General features: G+C 39.9%; 16 protein-coding genes. 14 read left to right on the top strand and 2 right to left on the bottom strand.

The genetic code is table 11. The annotated features are described in order from the left end of the window. Window positions 1-161: 161 nt before the first annotated feature. From QP439_RS00730 to QP439_RS00720, 3 genes are read left to right on the top strand one after another with little or no spacing between them, the layout of a single operon-like run. Window positions 162-887 carry a CppA N-terminal domain-containing protein gene (locus QP439_RS00730; RefSeq protein ID WP_285386998.1) on the top strand — a complete coding sequence of 242 codons (726 nt, stop codon included), beginning with the start codon at window positions 162-164 and terminating at the stop codon, window positions 885-887. Continuing rightward, the gene (locus QP439_RS00725; protein WP_285386995.1) at window positions 884-1,819 is read left to right on the top strand and encodes a serine hydrolase domain-containing protein; all 936 of its coding nucleotides are present in this window, start codon (window positions 884-886) and stop codon (window positions 1,817-1,819) included. Before QP439_RS00730 ends, QP439_RS00725 begins: the two co-directional genes overlap by 4 nt. Window positions 1,820-1,827: 8 nt before the next feature. Further along, a complete protein-coding gene (locus tag QP439_RS00720; RefSeq protein ID WP_261043942.1) occupies window positions 1,828-2,724 on the top strand; it encodes a DMT family transporter in 897 nt (298 codons plus the stop codon). A 147-nt stretch (window positions 2,725-2,871) separates the two neighbouring features. Here QP439_RS00720 and QP439_RS00715 read toward each other — a convergent pair whose 3' ends face one another. Next, window positions 2,872-3,570 (bottom strand): GntR family transcriptional regulator, encoded by a 699-nt coding sequence (locus QP439_RS00715; RefSeq protein ID WP_141230868.1) that lies wholly within the window; start codon window positions 3,568-3,570, stop codon window positions 2,872-2,874. A 141-nt stretch (window positions 3,571-3,711) separates the two neighbouring features. On the opposite strand from QP439_RS00715, the gene guaA reads away from it, so the two are divergent. The 10 genes from guaA to QP439_RS00665 all read left to right on the top strand — a co-directional run bounded on the left by guaA (window position 3,712) and on the right by QP439_RS00665 (window position 13,538). Continuing rightward, a complete protein-coding gene (gene guaA / locus QP439_RS00710) occupies window positions 3,712-5,274 on the top strand; it encodes a glutamine-hydrolyzing GMP synthase (RefSeq protein ID WP_000065712.1) in 1,563 nt (520 codons plus the stop codon). Between the two features lie 241 nt (window positions 5,275-5,515). Further along, entirely contained in the window at window positions 5,516-6,802 is a 1,287-nt protein-coding gene (locus QP439_RS00705; RefSeq protein ID WP_049535202.1) for a peptidase U32 family protein, read from the top strand. A gap of 304 nt (window positions 6,803-7,106) precedes the next feature. Continuing rightward, window positions 7,107-7,307 carry a F0F1 ATP synthase subunit C gene (locus tag QP439_RS00700; protein WP_001054560.1) on the top strand — a complete coding sequence of 67 codons (201 nt, stop codon included), beginning with the start codon at window positions 7,107-7,109 and terminating at the stop codon, window positions 7,305-7,307. 33 nt (window positions 7,308-7,340) lie between these two features. Continuing rightward, window positions 7,341-8,051, top strand: coding sequence for a F0F1 ATP synthase subunit A (atpB, locus tag QP439_RS00695; protein WP_000392870.1), 711 nt, complete (start codon window positions 7,341-7,343; stop codon window positions 8,049-8,051). 13 nt (window positions 8,052-8,064) lie between these two features. Next, a complete protein-coding gene (gene atpF / locus QP439_RS00690; protein WP_020902744.1) occupies window positions 8,065-8,559 on the top strand; it encodes a F0F1 ATP synthase subunit B in 495 nt (164 codons plus the stop codon). After that, complete coding sequence (locus tag QP439_RS00685; RefSeq protein ID WP_285386988.1) at window positions 8,559-9,095, top strand: F0F1 ATP synthase subunit delta; 537 nt, start codon at window positions 8,559-8,561, stop codon at window positions 9,093-9,095. The genes atpF and QP439_RS00685 overlap by 1 nt, the downstream gene beginning before the upstream one ends. 14 nt (window positions 9,096-9,109) lie before the next feature. Beyond that, a complete protein-coding gene (gene atpA, locus QP439_RS00680) occupies window positions 9,110-10,615 on the top strand; it encodes a F0F1 ATP synthase subunit alpha (RefSeq protein WP_042900828.1) in 1,506 nt (501 codons plus the stop codon). Window positions 10,616-10,630: 15 nt separating this feature from the next. After that, window positions 10,631-11,509, top strand: a complete 879-nt coding sequence (locus QP439_RS00675) for a F0F1 ATP synthase subunit gamma (RefSeq protein ID WP_000301224.1) — start codon at window positions 10,631-10,633, stop codon at window positions 11,507-11,509. 192 nt (window positions 11,510-11,701) lie between these two features. Beyond that, window positions 11,702-13,108, top strand: a complete 1,407-nt coding sequence (gene atpD / locus QP439_RS00670) for a F0F1 ATP synthase subunit beta (protein WP_000094357.1) — start codon at window positions 11,702-11,704, stop codon at window positions 13,106-13,108. Window positions 13,109-13,118: 10 nt separating this feature from the next. Next, window positions 13,119-13,538, top strand: coding sequence for a F0F1 ATP synthase subunit epsilon (locus QP439_RS00665; protein ID WP_033681676.1), 420 nt, complete (start codon window positions 13,119-13,121; stop codon window positions 13,536-13,538). Window positions 13,539-13,581: 43 nt separating this feature from the next. Here QP439_RS00665 and QP439_RS00660 read toward each other — a convergent pair whose 3' ends face one another. Further along, window positions 13,582-14,595, bottom strand: coding sequence for a lactonase family protein (locus QP439_RS00660; protein ID WP_285386982.1), 1,014 nt, complete (start codon window positions 14,593-14,595; stop codon window positions 13,582-13,584). 171 nt (window positions 14,596-14,766) lie between these two features. Between QP439_RS00660 and QP439_RS00655 the strand changes: the two genes are divergently transcribed. Next, window positions 14,767-16,749 (top strand): peptide ABC transporter substrate-binding protein, encoded by a 1,983-nt coding sequence (locus tag QP439_RS00655; RefSeq protein WP_285386981.1) that lies wholly within the window; start codon window positions 14,767-14,769, stop codon window positions 16,747-16,749. The last annotated feature ends 91 nt before the right edge of the window (window positions 16,750-16,840 follow it).

Raw genomic sequence — 16,840 nt, 5'->3', positions numbered from 1 at the left:
TAATTCCACCATAAAAATCCGTTTTAGACTAATTTCCACTTTGGTCAGGCAAGTGGAAGTTACTTTGAGAAGTTACCTTTTTACGAAAAATCGGTAAATTTGAGCATAATATCTTGTAAAAAATTCTAAAATCCTTTAAAATAAAATAGTTGGAGGAATTTATGAATGTAAATCAAATTGTACGGATTATTCCTACTTTAAAAGTTAATAATAGAAAATTAAATGAAACATTTTATATTGAAACCCTTGGTATGAAGGCCTTGTTAGAAGAGTCGGCCTTTCTGTCACTAGGTGACCAAACAGGTCTTGAAAAGCTGGTTTTAGAAGAAGCTCCAAGTATGCGTACTCGTAAGGTAGAGGGAAGAAAAAAGCTGGCTAAACTGATTGTCAAGGTGGAAAATCCTTTGGAAATTGAAGGGCTCTTATCTAAAACAGATTCGATTCGTCAATTATATAAGGGGAATAATGGCTACGCATTTGAAGTTTTCTCACCAGAAGATGATTTAATTTTGATTCATGCAGAAGATGATAGAGCCAGTCTAGTAGAAGTAGAAGAAAAGCCTGAATTTCAAACAGATTTGGAATCAATTTCTTTGAGTAAGTTTGAGATTTCTATGGAATTACATTTTCCAACTGATATCGAAAGTTTCTTGGAATCATCTGAAATTGGGACATCCCTTGATTTTATCCCAGCTCAGGGGCAGGATTTGACTGTGGACAATACGGTTACTTGGGACTTATCTATGCTTAAGTTCTTGGTCAATGAACTAGATATAGAAAGTCTGCGCCAGAAATTTGAGTCTACCGAATATTTTATTCCTAAGTCTGAAAAATTCTTCCTTGGTAAAGATAGAAATAATGTTGAATTGTGGTTTGAAGAAGTATGAAGTGGACCAAGATTATTAAAAAAATAGAAGAACAAATCGAGGCAGGGATTTATCCCGGAGCCTCTTTTGCGTATTTTAAGGACAATCAATGGACGGAGGTCTATTTAGGCTTGAGTGACCCAGAGCATGGCTTGCAGACTGAGGCAGGATTAGTTTACGACCTAGCCAGTGTCAGCAAGGTTGTTGGGGTTGGCACCGTTTTTACCTTCTTGTGGGATAAAGGTCAATTAGATATTGACAGACCAGTAACCGATTTTTTACCTGAGAGCGATTATCCAGACATCACTATTCGCCAGCTCTTAACCCATGCTACAAATCTTGATCCTTTTATTCCCGATCGTGATCTTTTAACTGCCTCAGAATTAAAAGAAGCGATGTTTCATCTCAACAGACGAAGTCAGCCAGCCTTTCTTTATTCAGATGTCCATTTTTTGCTGTTGGGCTCTATTTTAGAGAGAATTTTTGATCAAGACCTGGATGAGATTTTACAAGAACAAGTTTTTAAACCTTGGGGAATGACGGAAACTAAGTTTGGTCCTGTTGAGCTTGCTGTTCCAACAGTCAGAGGTGTGGAGGCAGGAATAGTGCATGATCCCAAGGCTCGTATCTTGGGCAGACATGCTGGTAGTGCTGGTTTGTTTTCGACTGTAAAGGATTTACAAATCTTTTTAGAATACTATTTAGCAGATGATTTTGCAAGAGATTTGAGTCAAAATTTTTCTCCTTTGGTTGACAAGGAACGTTCTTTAGCATGGAATTTGGAAGGAGATTGGCTAGACCATACGGGCTATACAGGTACCTTTATCATGTGGAATCGTCAGAAGCAAGAAGCGGCTATTTTCCTATCGAATCGTACCTATGAAAAGGATGAGCGGGCTCAATGGATTTTAGATCGCAATCAAGTGATGGACTTGATTCGTAAAGAAGAGTAAGGAGAGACATGTCAAATAGTTTAAAAGGGACTCTATTAACAGTTGTGGCTGGTATTGCTTGGGGCTTGTCTGGAACGAGTGGCCAATACCTGATGGCAAACGGAATTTCGGCTCTAGTCTTGACTAACTTGCGTCTTTTAATCGCTGGTGGAATTCTCATGATCTTGGCTTATGCTACTGCAAAGGATAAAATGCTGACCTTTTTAAAGGATAGAAAGAGTTTGCTGTCTCTTCTCATTTTTGCTTTGATTGGACTTTTTCTTAATCAATTTGCCTATCTAACTGCTATTCAGGAAACCAATGCAGGAACCGCGACGGTACTTCAGTATGTTTGTCCTGTCGGGATTTTGATTTATAGCTGTATCAAGGATAAGGTGGCGCCGACACTGGGAGAGATTGTTTCCATCATATTAGCCATTGGAGGGACCTTCTTGATCGCAACTCATGGGCAGTTGGACCAGTTATCCATGACACCTGCAGGCCTGTTCTGGGGTCTCTTTTCTGCTCTGACTTACGCACTTTATATCATTTTGCCCATATCCTTGATTAAGAAGTGGGGGAGCAGTTTGGTCATTGGTGTGGGAATGGTCATAGCTGGTTTGGTCGCCCTTCCTTTTACAGGAGTTCTACAGGCTACTATTCCAACTAGTCTTGATTTTCTTCTTGCATTTGCGGGCATTATTCTTATCGGGACTGTCTTTGCCTATACAGCTTTCCTTAAAGGAACCAGTCTGATAGGACCGGTCAAGTCAAGCTTGTTGGCTTCAATTGAGCCGATTTCGGCAGTTTTCTTTGCTTTCCTGATCATGAATGAACAATTTTATCCTATTGATTTTCTTGGTATGGCAATGATTTTAATTGCAGTAACTCTGATTTCTTTGAAAGATTTACTCTTAGAAAAATAAAAAAGACTCTTTGTCCGTGACAGAGAGTTTTTGCGTAGTATTTTATACTCAATGAAAATCAAAGAGCAAACTAGGAAACTAGCCACAGGCTGTACTTGAGTACGGCAAGGCGACGTTGACGCGGTTTGAAGAGATTTTCGAAGAGTATTAATTGTTTTCAAGATAAAATTCAAAGCGTTCGCCTACATATTGACTTTTTACGTATTCAAATGCAGTACCATCTTCTAGATAGGAAACCTGAGTCAAACCAAGAATAGCATGTCCTTTTTCAACTTCCAAATAGTGGGCAATCTTTTCTTTAGCAAGACGAGCATAGATGGTCTGCTGTGATTTGCCTATACGGTAGCCGTGTTTTTGCAAGGTTTGGAAGAAATGACTAGTGATTTCTTCTTTTTTAAAGTCCTTAATGAATTTTTCAGGAATAGAAGCAACTTCATAAACTAGAGGAACTTGGTCGGCATAGCGAACCCGCTCCATTCGGATAATATTGTCCGTTGGAGAAATTCCTAGCTTGGCAACTTCCTGCTCATTGGGAATGGTTTTTCTGTAGGAAATGAGCTGGCTAGAGGGTACTTTACCTTGAGACTTAACAATTTCAGTAAAACTAGTTGTCCCTCTCATCTTTTCTTGTACACGTGTACTGGATACAAAGGTGCCACTTCCTACACGGCGCTCTAAGACACCTTCTTCGACTAATAGAGATACGGCTTGGCGGAGGGTCATGCGACTGACCTCAAACTGCTCTGCTAAATCTCGTTCACTAGGGAGCCTCTCTCCAATAGCCCAACGATGTTCGTCAATATCCTTTTTAATCTGATCATGGATTTTCATATAAGCAGGTAGCATATTTTTCACTTCATTTCTATCTTTTCTCTATTGTACCCCAATAAACTAGAAAAAGTCAAACTTCGCCTTGTTTAGTTGGTAATTCGCCCTTATTTGTGATAGAATATTGAAAAAAGATATTTCTTTTGAGAAAGGAAAAAGATGAGCAACATTTCAACTGATTTGCAAGATGTAGAAAAAATCATCGTATTGGACTATGGTAGCCAGTACAACCAGCTGATTTCCCGCCGTATCCGTGAGATTGGTGTTTTTTCAGAGCTAAAGAGTCATAAAATTTCAGCTGCTGAAGTTCGTGAAATCAACCCTGTAGGAATCATCCTTTCAGGTGGTCCAAACTCTGTATATGAAGATGGTTCATTCGATATTGACCCAGAAATCTTCGAACTCGGAATTCCTATTTTGGGAATTTGTTACGGTATGCAGTTATTGACCCATAAACTTGGAGGAAAAGTTGTTCCTGCAGGTGACGCTGGAAATCGTGAATATGGTCAATCAACCCTAACTCACACACCATCAGCTCTTTTTGAATCAACACCTGATGAGCAGACTGTTTTGATGAGCCATGGTGATGCAGTTACTGAGATTCCTGCCGACTTTGTTCGTACAGGTACATCAGCTGATTGCCCATACGCAGCCATCGAAAACCCAGATAAACACATTTACGGTATCCAATTCCACCCAGAAGTTCGTCATTCTGTATACGGAAATGATATCCTTCGTAACTTTGCTCTTAACATTTGTAAGGCTAAAGGCGATTGGTCAATGGATAACTTCATTGATATGCAGATTCAAAAAATTCGTGAAACTGTTGGTGATAAACGTGTCCTTCTTGGCCTTTCAGGTGGGGTTGACTCATCTGTCGTTGGGGTTCTTCTCCAAAAAGCGATTGGCGATCAATTGATCTGTATTTTCGTAGACCACGGTCTTCTTCGTAAAGGAGAAGCGGACCAAGTTATGGACATGCTTGGTGGTAAGTTTGGTTTGAATATCGTCAAAGCAGACGCTGCTAAACGTTTCCTTGATAAACTTGCTGGCGTTTCTGACCCAGAACAAAAACGTAAAATTATCGGTAATGAGTTTGTCTATGTATTCGATGACGAAGCAAGCAAGCTCAAAGATGTGAAATTCCTTGCTCAAGGTACTTTATATACAGATGTTATCGAGTCTGGTACGGATACAGCTCAAACTATCAAGTCACACCACAACGTGGGTGGTCTTCCAGAAGACATGCAGTTTGAATTGATCGAACCACTCAACACTCTCTATAAAGACGAAGTTCGTGCCCTCGGTACAGAGCTTGGTATGCCAGACCATATCGTATGGCGCCAACCATTCCCAGGACCAGGACTTGCTATCCGTGTTATGGGTGAAATCACTGAAGAAAAGCTAGAAACAGTTCGTGAATCAGACGCTATTCTTCGTGAGGAAATCGCTAAAGCTGGCCTTGACCGCGATATCTGGCAATACTTCACAGTTAACACAGGCGTTCGTTCAGTTGGTGTTATGGGTGACGGTCGTACTTACGACTATACGATTGCAATCCGTGCTATTACCTCTATCGATGGTATGACTGCTGACTTTGCCAAAATTCCTTGGGAAGTTCTTCAAAAAATCTCAGTACGCATCGTAAACGAAGTGGATCACGTTAACCGTATCGTCTACGATATCACAAGTAAACCACCTGCAACAGTTGAGTGGGAGTAGTCATCTAAGGACTAATTTATGTAGTTTAATGAGCCGGTATCATTGGATACTGGTTTTTACTTTTCTAGACTTTTTGGCTACTTGTTAAAATTGGTTTATATTCGATAGTTTAACAATTATTATACAAAGTTTAAAAGATTAGAATTGTCAAAACAATCTGTCTAGGCTTGATTTTATGGCTTATTTACTATAAAATGAGAAGGAAAAACGTCAAACTTTTATATTGCAAATAGGAGAAAACATGACAAAAACATTAAAACGTCCTGAGGTTTTATCACCTGCAGGAACTTTAGAGAAGCTAAAAGTAGCTGTTCAATATGGAGCGGATGCTGTCTTTATCGGTGGTCAGGCCTATGGTCTTCGTAGCCGTGCCGGAAACTTTACTTTCGAACAGATGGAAGAAGGTGTCCAGTTTGCGGCCAAGTATGGTGCTAAGGTTTATGTGGCTGCCAACATGGTTATGCACGAAGGAAATGAGGCTGGTGCTGGTGAGTGGTTCCGTAAATTACGTGATATCGGAATCGCGGCAGTTATCGTGTCTGACCCAGCCTTGATTATGATTGCAGCGACTGAAGCGCCTGGTCTTGAAATCCACCTCTCTACCCAAGCAAGTGCGACTAACTATGAAACCCTTGAGTTCTGGAAAGAACTAGGTTTAACTCGTGTCGTTTTGGCGCGTGAGGTTTCAATGGAAGAATTGGCAGAAATTCGCAAACGTACAGATGTTGAGATTGAAGCCTTTGTACATGGTGCCATGTGTATTTCTTATTCTGGTCGTTGTACTCTTTCAAACCACATGAGTATGCGTGATGCCAACCGTGGTGGATGTTCTCAGTCTTGCCGTTGGAAATATGATCTCTACGATATGCCATTTGGCCAAGAACGCAAGAGCCTTAAAGGTGAGATTCCAGAAGAATTTTCAATGTCAGCTGTTGACATGTCTATGATTGACCACATTCCAGATATGATTGAAAATGGTGTGGACAGTCTAAAAATCGAAGGACGTATGAAGTCTATTCACTACGTATCAACAGTAACCAACTGCTACAAGGCGGCTGTTGATGCTTATCTAGAAAGTCCAGAAAAATTCGAAGCTATTAAGCAAGACTTGATTGATGAGATGTGGAAGGTTGCCCAACGTGAATTGGCAACAGGTTTCTACTACGGTACACCATCTGAAAATGAGCAGTTGTTCGGTGCTCGCCGTAAAATTCCTGAGTATAAGTTTGTCGCTGAAGTAGTTTCCTATGATGATGCGACACAAACAGCAACTATTCGTCAACGGAACGTTATTAACGAAGGGGACCAAGTTGAGTTTTATGGCCCAGGTTTCCGTCACTTTGAAACTTATATCGAAGATTTGCATGATGCTAAAGGCAATAAAATCGACCGTGCTCCAAATCCAATGGAACTCTTGACAATCAAAGTCCCACAACCCGTTCAAGCAGGAGATATGGTTCGTGCGCTCAAAGAAGGTCTTATCAATCTTTATAAAGAAGATGGAACCAGCGTCACAGTTCGAGCTTAATAAACATGTAGGAAACTAAAGATTTCCCTTTAATTCTTCTTACTAAAAGAGCATTAGTTTAAAGAAAATATATTAATTTCCATCCGAGATTTCATCTCGGATTTTTTCATTATTTTTCAGAAAGACTCAGATAATGGACGCATTTATTACAAGTTTTTTCCAAAATTTTCTATATAATAGACTTAAAAATAGTAAAATTGTAAATAATTTTCATTAAACGCTTTCAACGTAAGTAAAAAGTTGACAAATCCAATTTTTAGGACTAAACTAAGTAAGTAAATTTTAATTAAAAGGAGAATTCGTCATGAATTTAACATTTTTCGGTCTATGTCTTGCCTGTATGGGTGTATCTCTTGGTGAAGGTATGTTGATGAACGGTTTGTTGAAATCAGTTGCTCGCCAACCAGATATCATCTCAGAACTACGTAGTTTGATGATCCTAGGGGTTGCCTTTATTGAAGGTACTTTCTTCGTTACTCTTGTCTTTTCATTTATCATCAAATAAAAGAAGTATAAATTGAAAAAGGGAGGATTTTAGATGGAAGAAAGTATTAATCCAACCATCAATATTGGTCCTGTTACCTTTAATTTAACCATAGTAGTTTTGACTTTGTTGACTGTAGCACTTATTTTTGGCTTTATTTATTGGGCAACTCGAAATATGACTTTGAGACCCACAGGAAAACAAAATGTATTAGAGTATTTATTTGATTTTGTTGTTGGATTTACAAAATCAAACCTTGGTCCAATGATAAAGGATTATTCTCTCTTTTATTTCTGTTTATTCCTATTTATGGCCATTGCAAATAATATTGGCTTAATGGCTAGAATTCAGACTACAGATGGTGTAAATCTTTGGACCTCACCAACAGCAAATTTGTCATTTGACTTGGTCTTGTCTTTTACAATTATCTTAATGACCCACGTAGAAGGAATTCGTCGTCGTGGAATCAAAAAGTATTTAAAAGCATTTGTAACACCAGGTTTTATGACACCAATGAATCTCTTGGAAGAAGTTACCAATCTCCTTTCACTTGCATTGCGGGTCTTTGGTAATATCTTTGCAGGGGAAGTGATGGCAAGTATGTTAGTCCTACTTTCTCATCAGGCCTTCTATTGGTATCCTATTGCTTTTGGAACAAATCTAATCTGGACTGCATTTTCTGTTTTTATTTCTTGTGTACAGGCATATGTATTTACATTGTTATCTTCAATGTACCTAGGAAATAAAATTAATGATGAAGAATAGAAAGGAGTAGTTTATGAATGTAACAGTAGGTGAATTACTTGGTGATTTTATACTAATCGCTGGTTCCTTTATTCTCTTGCTAGTCTTGGTTAAGAAATACGCTTGGTCAAATTTGGCTAGCATTTTCGAACAAAGAGCAGAAAAAATTGCAGCAGATATTGACGGAGCTGAACAAGCACGTCAAAAAGCAGAAGTATTGGCTCAGAAACGCGAAGATGAATTGGCTGGTAGCCGTAAAGAAGCTAAGACAATCATTGAGAATGCGAAAGAAACAGCTGAGAAAAGCAAAGCTAGTATTTTAGCAGATGCTAAGCTAGAAGCAGGACGCTTGAAAGAAAAAGCAAACCAAGAAATTGCTCAAAATAAAGCTGAAGCTTTACAAAGCGTTAAGGGTGAGGTAGCAGATTTGACAATCAGCTTGGCTGGTAAAATCATCTCACAAAACCTTGACGGTCATGCCCATAAAGAACTCATTGATCAGTATATCGATCAGTTAGGAGAAGCTTAATGGACAAGAAAACAGTAAAGGTAATTGAAAAATACAGCATGCCTTTTGTCCAATTGGTTATAGAAAAAGGAGCAGAAGACCGTATCTTTTCAGACTTAGCTCAAATCAAGCAAGTTGCTGAAGAAACAGGCTTACCTTCTTTTTTAAAAAAAGTGGCAGTAGACGAGTCTGACAAGGAAAAAACGATTGTGTTCTTCCAAGATTCAGTGTCGACTTTATTGCAAAACTTTATCCAGGTTCTTATCTACAATCACAGAGCAAATCTTTTTTATGATATTCTTGTAGATTGTCTGAACCGACTTGAAAAAGAAACAAATCGATTTGAAGTGACGATTACGTCAGCTCATCCTTTAACTGATGAACAGAAGAGTCGCTTGCTCCCTTTGATTGAGAAAAAAATGTCTCTGAAAGTAAGGAGTGTAAAAGAACAAATCGATGAAAGTCTTATTGGTGGTTTTGTCATTTTTGCCAATCACAAGACAATTGATGTGAGTATTAAACAACAACTTAAAGTTGTTAAAGAAAATTTGAAATAGAAAGTGGTGTTCTTTTGGCAATTAACGCACAAGAAATCAGCGCTTTAATTAAGCAACAAATTGAAAATTTCAAACCCAATTTTGATGTGACTGAAACAGGTGTTGTAACCTATATCGGGGACGGTATCGCGCGTGCTCACGGACTTGAAAATGCCATGAGTGGAGAGTTGTTGATTTTTGAAAACGGCTCTTATGGTATGGCTCAAAACTTGGAGTCAACAGATGTTGGTATTATCATCCTAGGTGACTTTACAGATATCCGTGAAGGCGATACAATCCGCCGTACAGGTAAAATCATGGAAGTCCCAGTAGGTGAAAGTCTGATTGGTCGTGTTGTGGATCCGCTTGGTCGTCCAGTTGACGGTCTTGGAGAAATCCACACTGATAAAACTCGTCCAGTAGAAGCACCAGCTCCTGGTGTTATGCAACGTAAGTCTGTATCAGAACCATTGCAAACTGGTTTGAAAGCTATTGACGCCCTTGTACCGATTGGTCGTGGCCAACGTGAGTTGATTATCGGTGACCGTCAGACAGGGAAAACAACCATTGCGATTGATACAATCTTGAACCAAAAAGGTCAAGATATGATCTGTATCTATGTTGCGATTGGACAAAAAGAATCAACAGTTCGTACGCAAGTAGAAACACTACGTCAGTACGGTGCCTTGGACTACACAATCGTTGTGACAGCCTCTGCTTCACAACCATCTCCATTGCTCTTCCTAGCTCCTTATGCTGGGGTTGCCATGGCGGAAGAATTTATGTACCAAGGTAAGCATGTTTTGATCGTTTATGATGATCTTTCAAAACAAGCGGTAGCTTATCGTGAACTGTCTCTCTTGCTTCGTCGTCCTCCAGGTCGTGAAGCATTCCCAGGGGATGTTTTCTACCTTCACAGCCGTTTGCTTGAGCGCTCAGCTAAAGTTTCTGATGAACTTGGTGGTGGATCTATTACAGCCCTACCGTTTATCGAGACACAAGCAGGAGATATCTCTGCCTATATCGCAACCAACGTGATTTCTATCACTGATGGACAAATCTTCCTTGGCGATGGTCTCTTTAATGCGGGTATTCGTCCAGCCATCGACGCGGGTTCATCTGTATCTCGTGTAGGTGGTTCTGCACAAATCAAAGCCATGAAGAAGGTTGCTGGTACACTTCGTATCGACCTTGCTTCATACCGTGAGTTGGAAGCCTTCACTAAGTTTGGTTCTGACTTGGACGCAGCAACACAGGCTAAGTTGAACCGTGGACGTCGTACAGTTGAAGTTTTGAAACAACCTGTTCACAAACCATTACCTGTTGAGAAACAAGTAACCATTCTCTATGCTTTGACACATGGTTTCTTGGATACTGTTCCAGTAGATGAAATTGTACGTTTCGAGGAAGAGTTCCATGCCTTCTTTGACGCTCAACATCCAGAGATTTTGGAAACCATTCGTGATACAAAAGACTTGCCAGAAGAAGCAGTCTTGGATGCTGCGATTACAGAGTTTCTCAATCAAACCAGCTTCCAATAAGAATAGAGGTGTCAGATGGCAGTATCTCTAAATGATATTAAAACAAAAATCGCCTCAACAAAAAATACGAGTCAAATCACTAATGCCATGCAGATGGTATCAGCTGCTAAGCTAGGTCGTTCTGAAGAAGCTGCTCGCAACTTCCAAGTTTATGCTCAGAAAGTTCGTAAACTTTTGACGGATATTCTTCATGGGAATGGAGCTGGCAGTTCAACCAATCCGATGTTGATTAGTCGTCCAGTTAAGAAGACAGGCTATATCGTCATTACTTCAGACCGAGGTTTGGTTGGAGGTTATAATTCTTCTATTCTGAAAGCCGTTATGGAGCTGAAAGAAGAATACCATCCAGACGGTAAAGGTTTTGAAATGATCTGTATTGGTGGAATGGGAGCTGATTTCTTTAAAGCTCGTGGTATTCAACCACTTTATGAACTACGTGGCTTGGCGGATCAACCAAGCTTTGATGAAGTCCGTAAGATTATTTCAAAAACTGTTGAAATGTACCAAAATGAACTTTTTGATGAACTCTATGTCTGCTATAACCATCATGTCAATACGCTAACCAGTCAAATGCGTGTGGAACAAATGCTTCCAATTGTTGACTTGGATCCAAATGAAGCAGATGACAGTTACAGCTTGACCTTTGAATTGGAAACTAGTCGAGAAGAAATTTTGGAGCAGTTGTTGCCTCAGTTTGCAGAAAGTATGATTTACGGGGCTATTATCGATGCTAAGACAGCTGAAAATGCTGCGGGTATGACAGCCATGCAAACAGCGACAGATAATGCTAAGAAAGTCATTAATGATTTGACAATTCAGTATAACCGTGCCAGACAAGCGGCGATTACACAAGAAATTACAGAAATTGTAGCAGGAGCTAGTGCCTTAGAATAGGCTCTAGTCCAGCTCGTATGAAAATGAACTTATACTCAATGAAAATCAAAGAGCAAAGTAGGAAGCTAGCCGCAGGCTGTACTTGAGTACGGTAAGGCGACGCCTGACGTGGTTTGAATTTGATTTTCGAAGAGTATTAGGACCTAGTTGAACTAGGAACCGACAGTATCTTATATAGAATAGGAGAAGGAGATGAGTTCAGGTAAAATTGCTCAGGTTATCGGTCCCGTTGTAGACGTCTTGTTTGCAGCAGGGGAAAAACTTCCTGAGATTAACAATGCACTTGTCGTCTACAAAAATGACGAAAGAAAAACAAAAATCGTCCTTGAAGTAGCCTTAGAGTTGGGAGATGGTATGGTTCGTACTATCGCCATGGAATCAACAGATGGGTTGACTCGTGGAATGGAAGTATTGGACACAGGTCGTCCAATCTCTGTACCAGTAGGTAAAGAAACTTTGGGACGTGTCTTCAATGTTTTGGGAGATACCATTGACTTGGAAGCTCCTTTTACAGAAGATGCAGAGCGTCAGCCAATTCATAAAAAAGCTCCAACTTTTGATGAGTTGTCTACCTCTTCTGAAATCCTTGAAACAGGGATTAAGGTTATCGACCTTCTTGCCCCTTACCTTAAAGGTGGTAAGGTTGGACTTTTCGGTGGTGCCGGAGTTGGTAAAACCGTCTTGATCCAAGAATTGATTCACAACATTGCCCAAGAACACGGTGGTATCTCAGTATTCACTGGTGTTGGGGAACGTACTCGTGAGGGAAATGACCTTTACTGGGAAATGAAAGAATCAGGCGTTATCGAGAAAACAGCCATGGTATTTGGTCAGATGAATGAGCCACCAGGAGCACGTATGCGTGTTGCCCTTACTGGTTTGACAATCGCTGAATACTTCCGTGATGTAGAAGGACAAGACGTGCTTCTCTTTATCGATAATATCTTCCGTTTCACTCAGGCTGGTTCAGAAGTATCCGCCCTTTTGGGTCGTATGCCATCAGCCGTTGGTTACCAACCAACACTTGCTACAGAAATGGGTCAATTGCAAGAGCGTATCACATCAACTAAAAAGGGTTCTGTAACCTCTATCCAGGCTATCTATGTGCCAGCGGATGACTATACTGACCCAGCGCCAGCAACAGCCTTCGCTCACTTGGATTCTACAACAAACTTGGAACGTAAGTTGGTACAATTGGGTATCTACCCAGCCGTGGATCCACTTGCTTCAAGCTCACGTGCCTTGGCACCTGAAATCGTTGGAGAAGAGCACTACGCAGTTGCTGCAGAAGTTAAACGTGTTCTTCAACGCTACCATGAATTGCAAGATATCATTGCTATCCTTGGTATGGATGAGCTTTCTGATGAAGAAAAGACCTTGGTTGCTCGTGCCCGTCGTATCCAGTTCTTCTTGTCACAAAACTTCAACGTTGCGGAACAATTTACTGGTCAGCCAGGTTCTTATGTTCCAGTTGCTGAAACTGTACGTGGCTTTAAGGAAATCCTTGATGGTAAACATGACCACTTGCCAGAAGATGCCTTCCGTGGTGTAGGTTCTATCGAAGATGTGATTGCAAAAGCTGAAAAAATGGGATTTTAAGAGGTGAACTATGGCTCAGTTAACTGTCCAGATCGTGACACCAGATGGTCTCGTCTATGATCACCATGCCAGCTATGTATCGGTTCGAACTCTGGATGGTGAGATGGGGATCTTGCCACGACATGAAAATATGATTGCGGTTTTAGCAGTTGATGAAGTAAAGGTGAAACGTATTGATGATGAAGATCACGTGAACTGGATTGCAGTAAACGGAGGTGTTATTGAAATTGCCAATGATATCATCACAATCGTTGCTGATTCTGCAGAACGTGCTCGTGATATCGATGTTAGTCGTGCAGAACGTGCCAAACTTCGAGCAGAGCGTGAAATTGAAGAAGCACAAGACAAACACTTGATTGACCAAGAACGTCGTGCTAAGATTGCACTTCAACGTGCTATTAACCGTATTAATGTCGGAAAAAGACTATAAGAAAAAATGAACTTGAGTTACCAAGTTCATTTTTTATGTTTTCTTAAGATGCAAAACTGATACAGACTGCTTCTGGAACATGGAAGTCGTTGGAAAGTTCTGCAAGACGACCAGTTTCAAGATTGCGTTTAAAGACGGTTGCATTGTCAGAGTCCTGATGGACAGCAATGACAAATTCTTGATCCGGTGTCAAATCAAAATCACGTGGAGTCTGACCATGCGTTGGAACGATTTCTAACAACTCTAAGCTACCGTCTGCAAGGATTGTATATACTGCGATAGAATCATGACCACGGTTAGAAGCGTAGAGATATTTACCGTCCTTAGAGAGACGAATAGCAGCAGTACCATTAAAGCCTTGATAACCGTCTGGTAGAGTTGAAATGACTTGCATGCGTTCAAATTCGCCAACACCATCATAGATTAGAACCTCGATAGTGCTATTAAGTTCACAAATGAGATAAGCAATTTTATAATGGTTATGGAAAATAACATGGCGTGAGCCTGCTCCTGGCTGGCTATGATAGGTATAGAGCTTAGATAATTTTCCTTCTGGATCAAGATCATAAGTGATGACTTGGTCAGTTCCCAAGTCGCAAGTCACTAGATAGTTGTCAGGTGTTAAATCTGTATAGTGAACATGGGGGGAAGCTTGATTTTCATGTGGACCTTGGCCACTATGTTGATCCACATCACTAAGTAGAAGACGACCATCTTCCTGACGTTTATAAACAAGGACTTGTCCCTTGTGGTAGTTTGCCGCGTAAACCAAATTACGCTTTTCATCAACGGCAACATAACAGTGAGGAGCTCCTTCTTCAACGACATGATTTAATATAGTCCCGTCAGTTTGATAGGCTGCAATTCCTCCCTTGTCGTCTTGACTACCAACAGTGTATAAATGTTGGTGCTGGTCAAAGGCAAGGTAGGTTGGACTTGGCTCAGCTGCAAAAAGTTCTAGATTTGAAAGCTGACCAGTTTCTGTATCAAAATCTGCCTTGTAAATCCCTTGGGAAGTACGACGTGTATAAGTTCCAAAATAAACAGTTTCTTTCATAACTTTACCTCTATAATAAAGATATGACTATTATATCACAAAAATTGTAGTTGGAGGAATTCTATAACACAAAGATAAATATAATAAAATATTAAATTTTACTTGATTTTGTATTGATTTCCTTTTGAAAAGTGCTATAATAATCCTATACAAATTGCAAAGGAGTTTTTTATGAAAAAACGTGTTTTCTTAGCAGCTGGAGTTGCTGTACTCTCAGTAGCTGTTCTAGCAGCTTGTTCATCTGGTAATGGGAATAAGGAAGCAACTAAACCAGTTACTTATGCCTATGTATTTTCATCAGATCCTTCGACTCTGGATTATACTGTTTCTGGAAATGTCAGCACTAAACAGATCACAGGTAACGTTATTGACGGTTTGCTTGAAAATGACCAATATGGGAATCTTATTCCATCAGTTGCAGAAGATTGGACTGTTTCCAAAGATGGTTTGACCTATACCTATAAAATCCGTCAGGGTGTCAAATGGTATACCAATGAGGGGGAAGAGTATGGTGAAGTCAAGGCTCAAGACTTTGTAACTGGTCTGAAACACGCAGCAGATAAGAAATCACAGGCTCTTTATCTCGTACAGGATTCTATCAAAGGATTAGATGACTATGTAAATGGGAAAACAACGGATTTTTCTAGTGTTGGGGTAAAAGCAACTGACGATTATACTGTTGTTTATACTTTAAATCATCCAGAATCTTTCTGGAATTCAAAAACAACAATGGGAGTCCTTGCACCAGTCAATGAAGACTTTTTAGCTTCTAAAGGAGATGACTTTGGTAAACCAACTGATGTAACGAGCATTCTATACAATGGGCCTTATCTCCTCAAAGGTCTTACATCTAAGTCTTCTATCGAAATGACCAAAAATCAAAACTACTGGGATAAACAAAATGTCTTTATTGATGATATCAAGTTATCCTTCTTTGATGGTCAAGATGCAGACTCTCTAGGTCGCGGTTTTGATGAGGGACACTATCCAGCTGCACCACTCTTTAAAAACTCTGCTAACTATGAACGTCTAAAAGAAAAATACAAGGATAATATTGTGTATGGTCAACAGCGTGGAGGAGTTTTTTATATCTCAACCAATATCGACCGTGTAAATTACAATCACACTGCTAAAACAAGTGATGCAGAAAAATCATCTACTAAGAAAGCACTTTTAAACAAAGATTTCCGTCAAGCCTTGGCTTTTGCGGTAGATCGTAAAGCAGGTATCTCTCAAGTATTTGGTGATGAAGTAGGACCTCGTAAGTTACGGACAAGTTTCACTCCTCCAACATTTGTTCAAGTAGGAGATCAAACATTTGGTCAAGTTACTAAGACAGAATTGGATAAATTGGATAACGTCTGGAAAGATGTTAGTCTTGATGATGCCCAAGATTCACTTCATAATGTAGACAAGGCTAAGGCTAAGTTTGAAGCTGCTAAGAAAACTCTGCAAGCTGATGGAGTACAGTTCCCAATTCATTTAGATTTGCCAATTTCTTCATCAAATCCAGATTTTATTCGTCAGGTTCAGTCTTATAAACAATCCATTGAGGAAGCCTTAGGCTCTGACAATGTAGTTGTTGATATTCAACAAGTTTCTAATGACGAATTGGGAAGTATGACTACTCTAGCTACTTCCAATGCAAATACTGACTGGGATATTAATGCAGTCAGTGGTTGGACTCCAGACTTTGCAGATCCATCGACTTATCTAGATGTATTTGATCCAACTTCAGGTCCAAGTCTCCTAAGTGCTCTTGGTGTGGCACCAGGAACAGACAATCCAGTTATTAAAACAGTTGGATTGGATAAATACAAAGAACTGATTGATGATGCAAATAGTGAGAAAACAGACCTTCAAAAACGTTATACCAAATATGCTAAGGCCCAAGCTTGGTTGTCAGATAGTGCACTTGTTACTCCAGTATACTCTGATGGTGCTCAAATGCTAGTGACGAAAATGGTTCCTGGCAGTGGTGCCGGTGGCTGGGTAGGTGACAAGACTAGTGAAAATAGCTACAAGTATCTGAAAATTCAAGATAAGATTGTCACTACTAAAGAAATGGATGAGTTCCGTAAGAAATTTGCTGATGAAAAAGCCAAATCCAATGCTGATTATCAGAAGAACTTAGACCGTCATATTCAAGACTAATCGAATCTCCTCTTTTGAGGAGATTTTTTATGTCGCGGTCTCCATGTAAGCACTTTAAAAAAGAGTTATTTTGATTTAAAAATGGTATAAT

Source organism: Streptococcus sp. UMB1203 (genome assembly GCF_030217725.1).
In the GTDB taxonomy this organism is placed as follows: Bacteria; Bacillota; Bacilli; order Lactobacillales; family Streptococcaceae; genus Streptococcus.
Note: the sequence above shows the minus strand (reverse complement) of the source record. Positions and strands in the feature narration are given on the sequence as shown.

Excerpts from the sequence above, each read along its gene's own strand:
- QP439_RS00730 (WP_285386998.1), top strand. The coding sequence starts at position 162 with ATGAATGTAAATCAAATTGTACGGATTATTCCTACTTTAAAAGTTAAT.
- QP439_RS00725 (WP_285386995.1), top strand. The coding sequence starts at position 884 with ATGAAGTGGACCAAGATTATTAAAAAAATAGAAGAACAAATCGAGGCA.
- QP439_RS00720 (WP_261043942.1), top strand. The coding sequence starts at position 1,828 with ATGTCAAATAGTTTAAAAGGGACTCTATTAACAGTTGTGGCTGGTATT.
- QP439_RS00715 (WP_141230868.1), bottom strand. The coding sequence starts at position 3,570 with ATGCTACCTGCTTATATGAAAATCCATGATCAGATTAAAAAGGATATT.
- guaA (WP_000065712.1), top strand. The coding sequence starts at position 3,712 with ATGAGCAACATTTCAACTGATTTGCAAGATGTAGAAAAAATCATCGTA.
- QP439_RS00705 (WP_049535202.1), top strand. The coding sequence starts at position 5,516 with ATGACAAAAACATTAAAACGTCCTGAGGTTTTATCACCTGCAGGAACT.
- QP439_RS00700 (WP_001054560.1), top strand. The coding sequence starts at position 7,107 with ATGAATTTAACATTTTTCGGTCTATGTCTTGCCTGTATGGGTGTATCT.
- atpB (WP_000392870.1), top strand. The coding sequence starts at position 7,341 with ATGGAAGAAAGTATTAATCCAACCATCAATATTGGTCCTGTTACCTTT.
- atpF (WP_020902744.1), top strand. The coding sequence starts at position 8,065 with ATGAATGTAACAGTAGGTGAATTACTTGGTGATTTTATACTAATCGCT.
- QP439_RS00685 (WP_285386988.1), top strand. The coding sequence starts at position 8,559 with ATGGACAAGAAAACAGTAAAGGTAATTGAAAAATACAGCATGCCTTTT.
- QP439_RS00675 (WP_000301224.1), top strand. The coding sequence starts at position 10,631 with ATGGCAGTATCTCTAAATGATATTAAAACAAAAATCGCCTCAACAAAA.
- atpD (WP_000094357.1), top strand. The coding sequence starts at position 11,702 with ATGAGTTCAGGTAAAATTGCTCAGGTTATCGGTCCCGTTGTAGACGTC.
- QP439_RS00665 (WP_033681676.1), top strand. The coding sequence starts at position 13,119 with ATGGCTCAGTTAACTGTCCAGATCGTGACACCAGATGGTCTCGTCTAT.
- QP439_RS00660 (WP_285386982.1), bottom strand. The coding sequence starts at position 14,595 with ATGAAAGAAACTGTTTATTTTGGAACTTATACACGTCGTACTTCCCAA.
- QP439_RS00655 (WP_285386981.1), top strand. The coding sequence starts at position 14,767 with ATGAAAAAACGTGTTTTCTTAGCAGCTGGAGTTGCTGTACTCTCAGTA.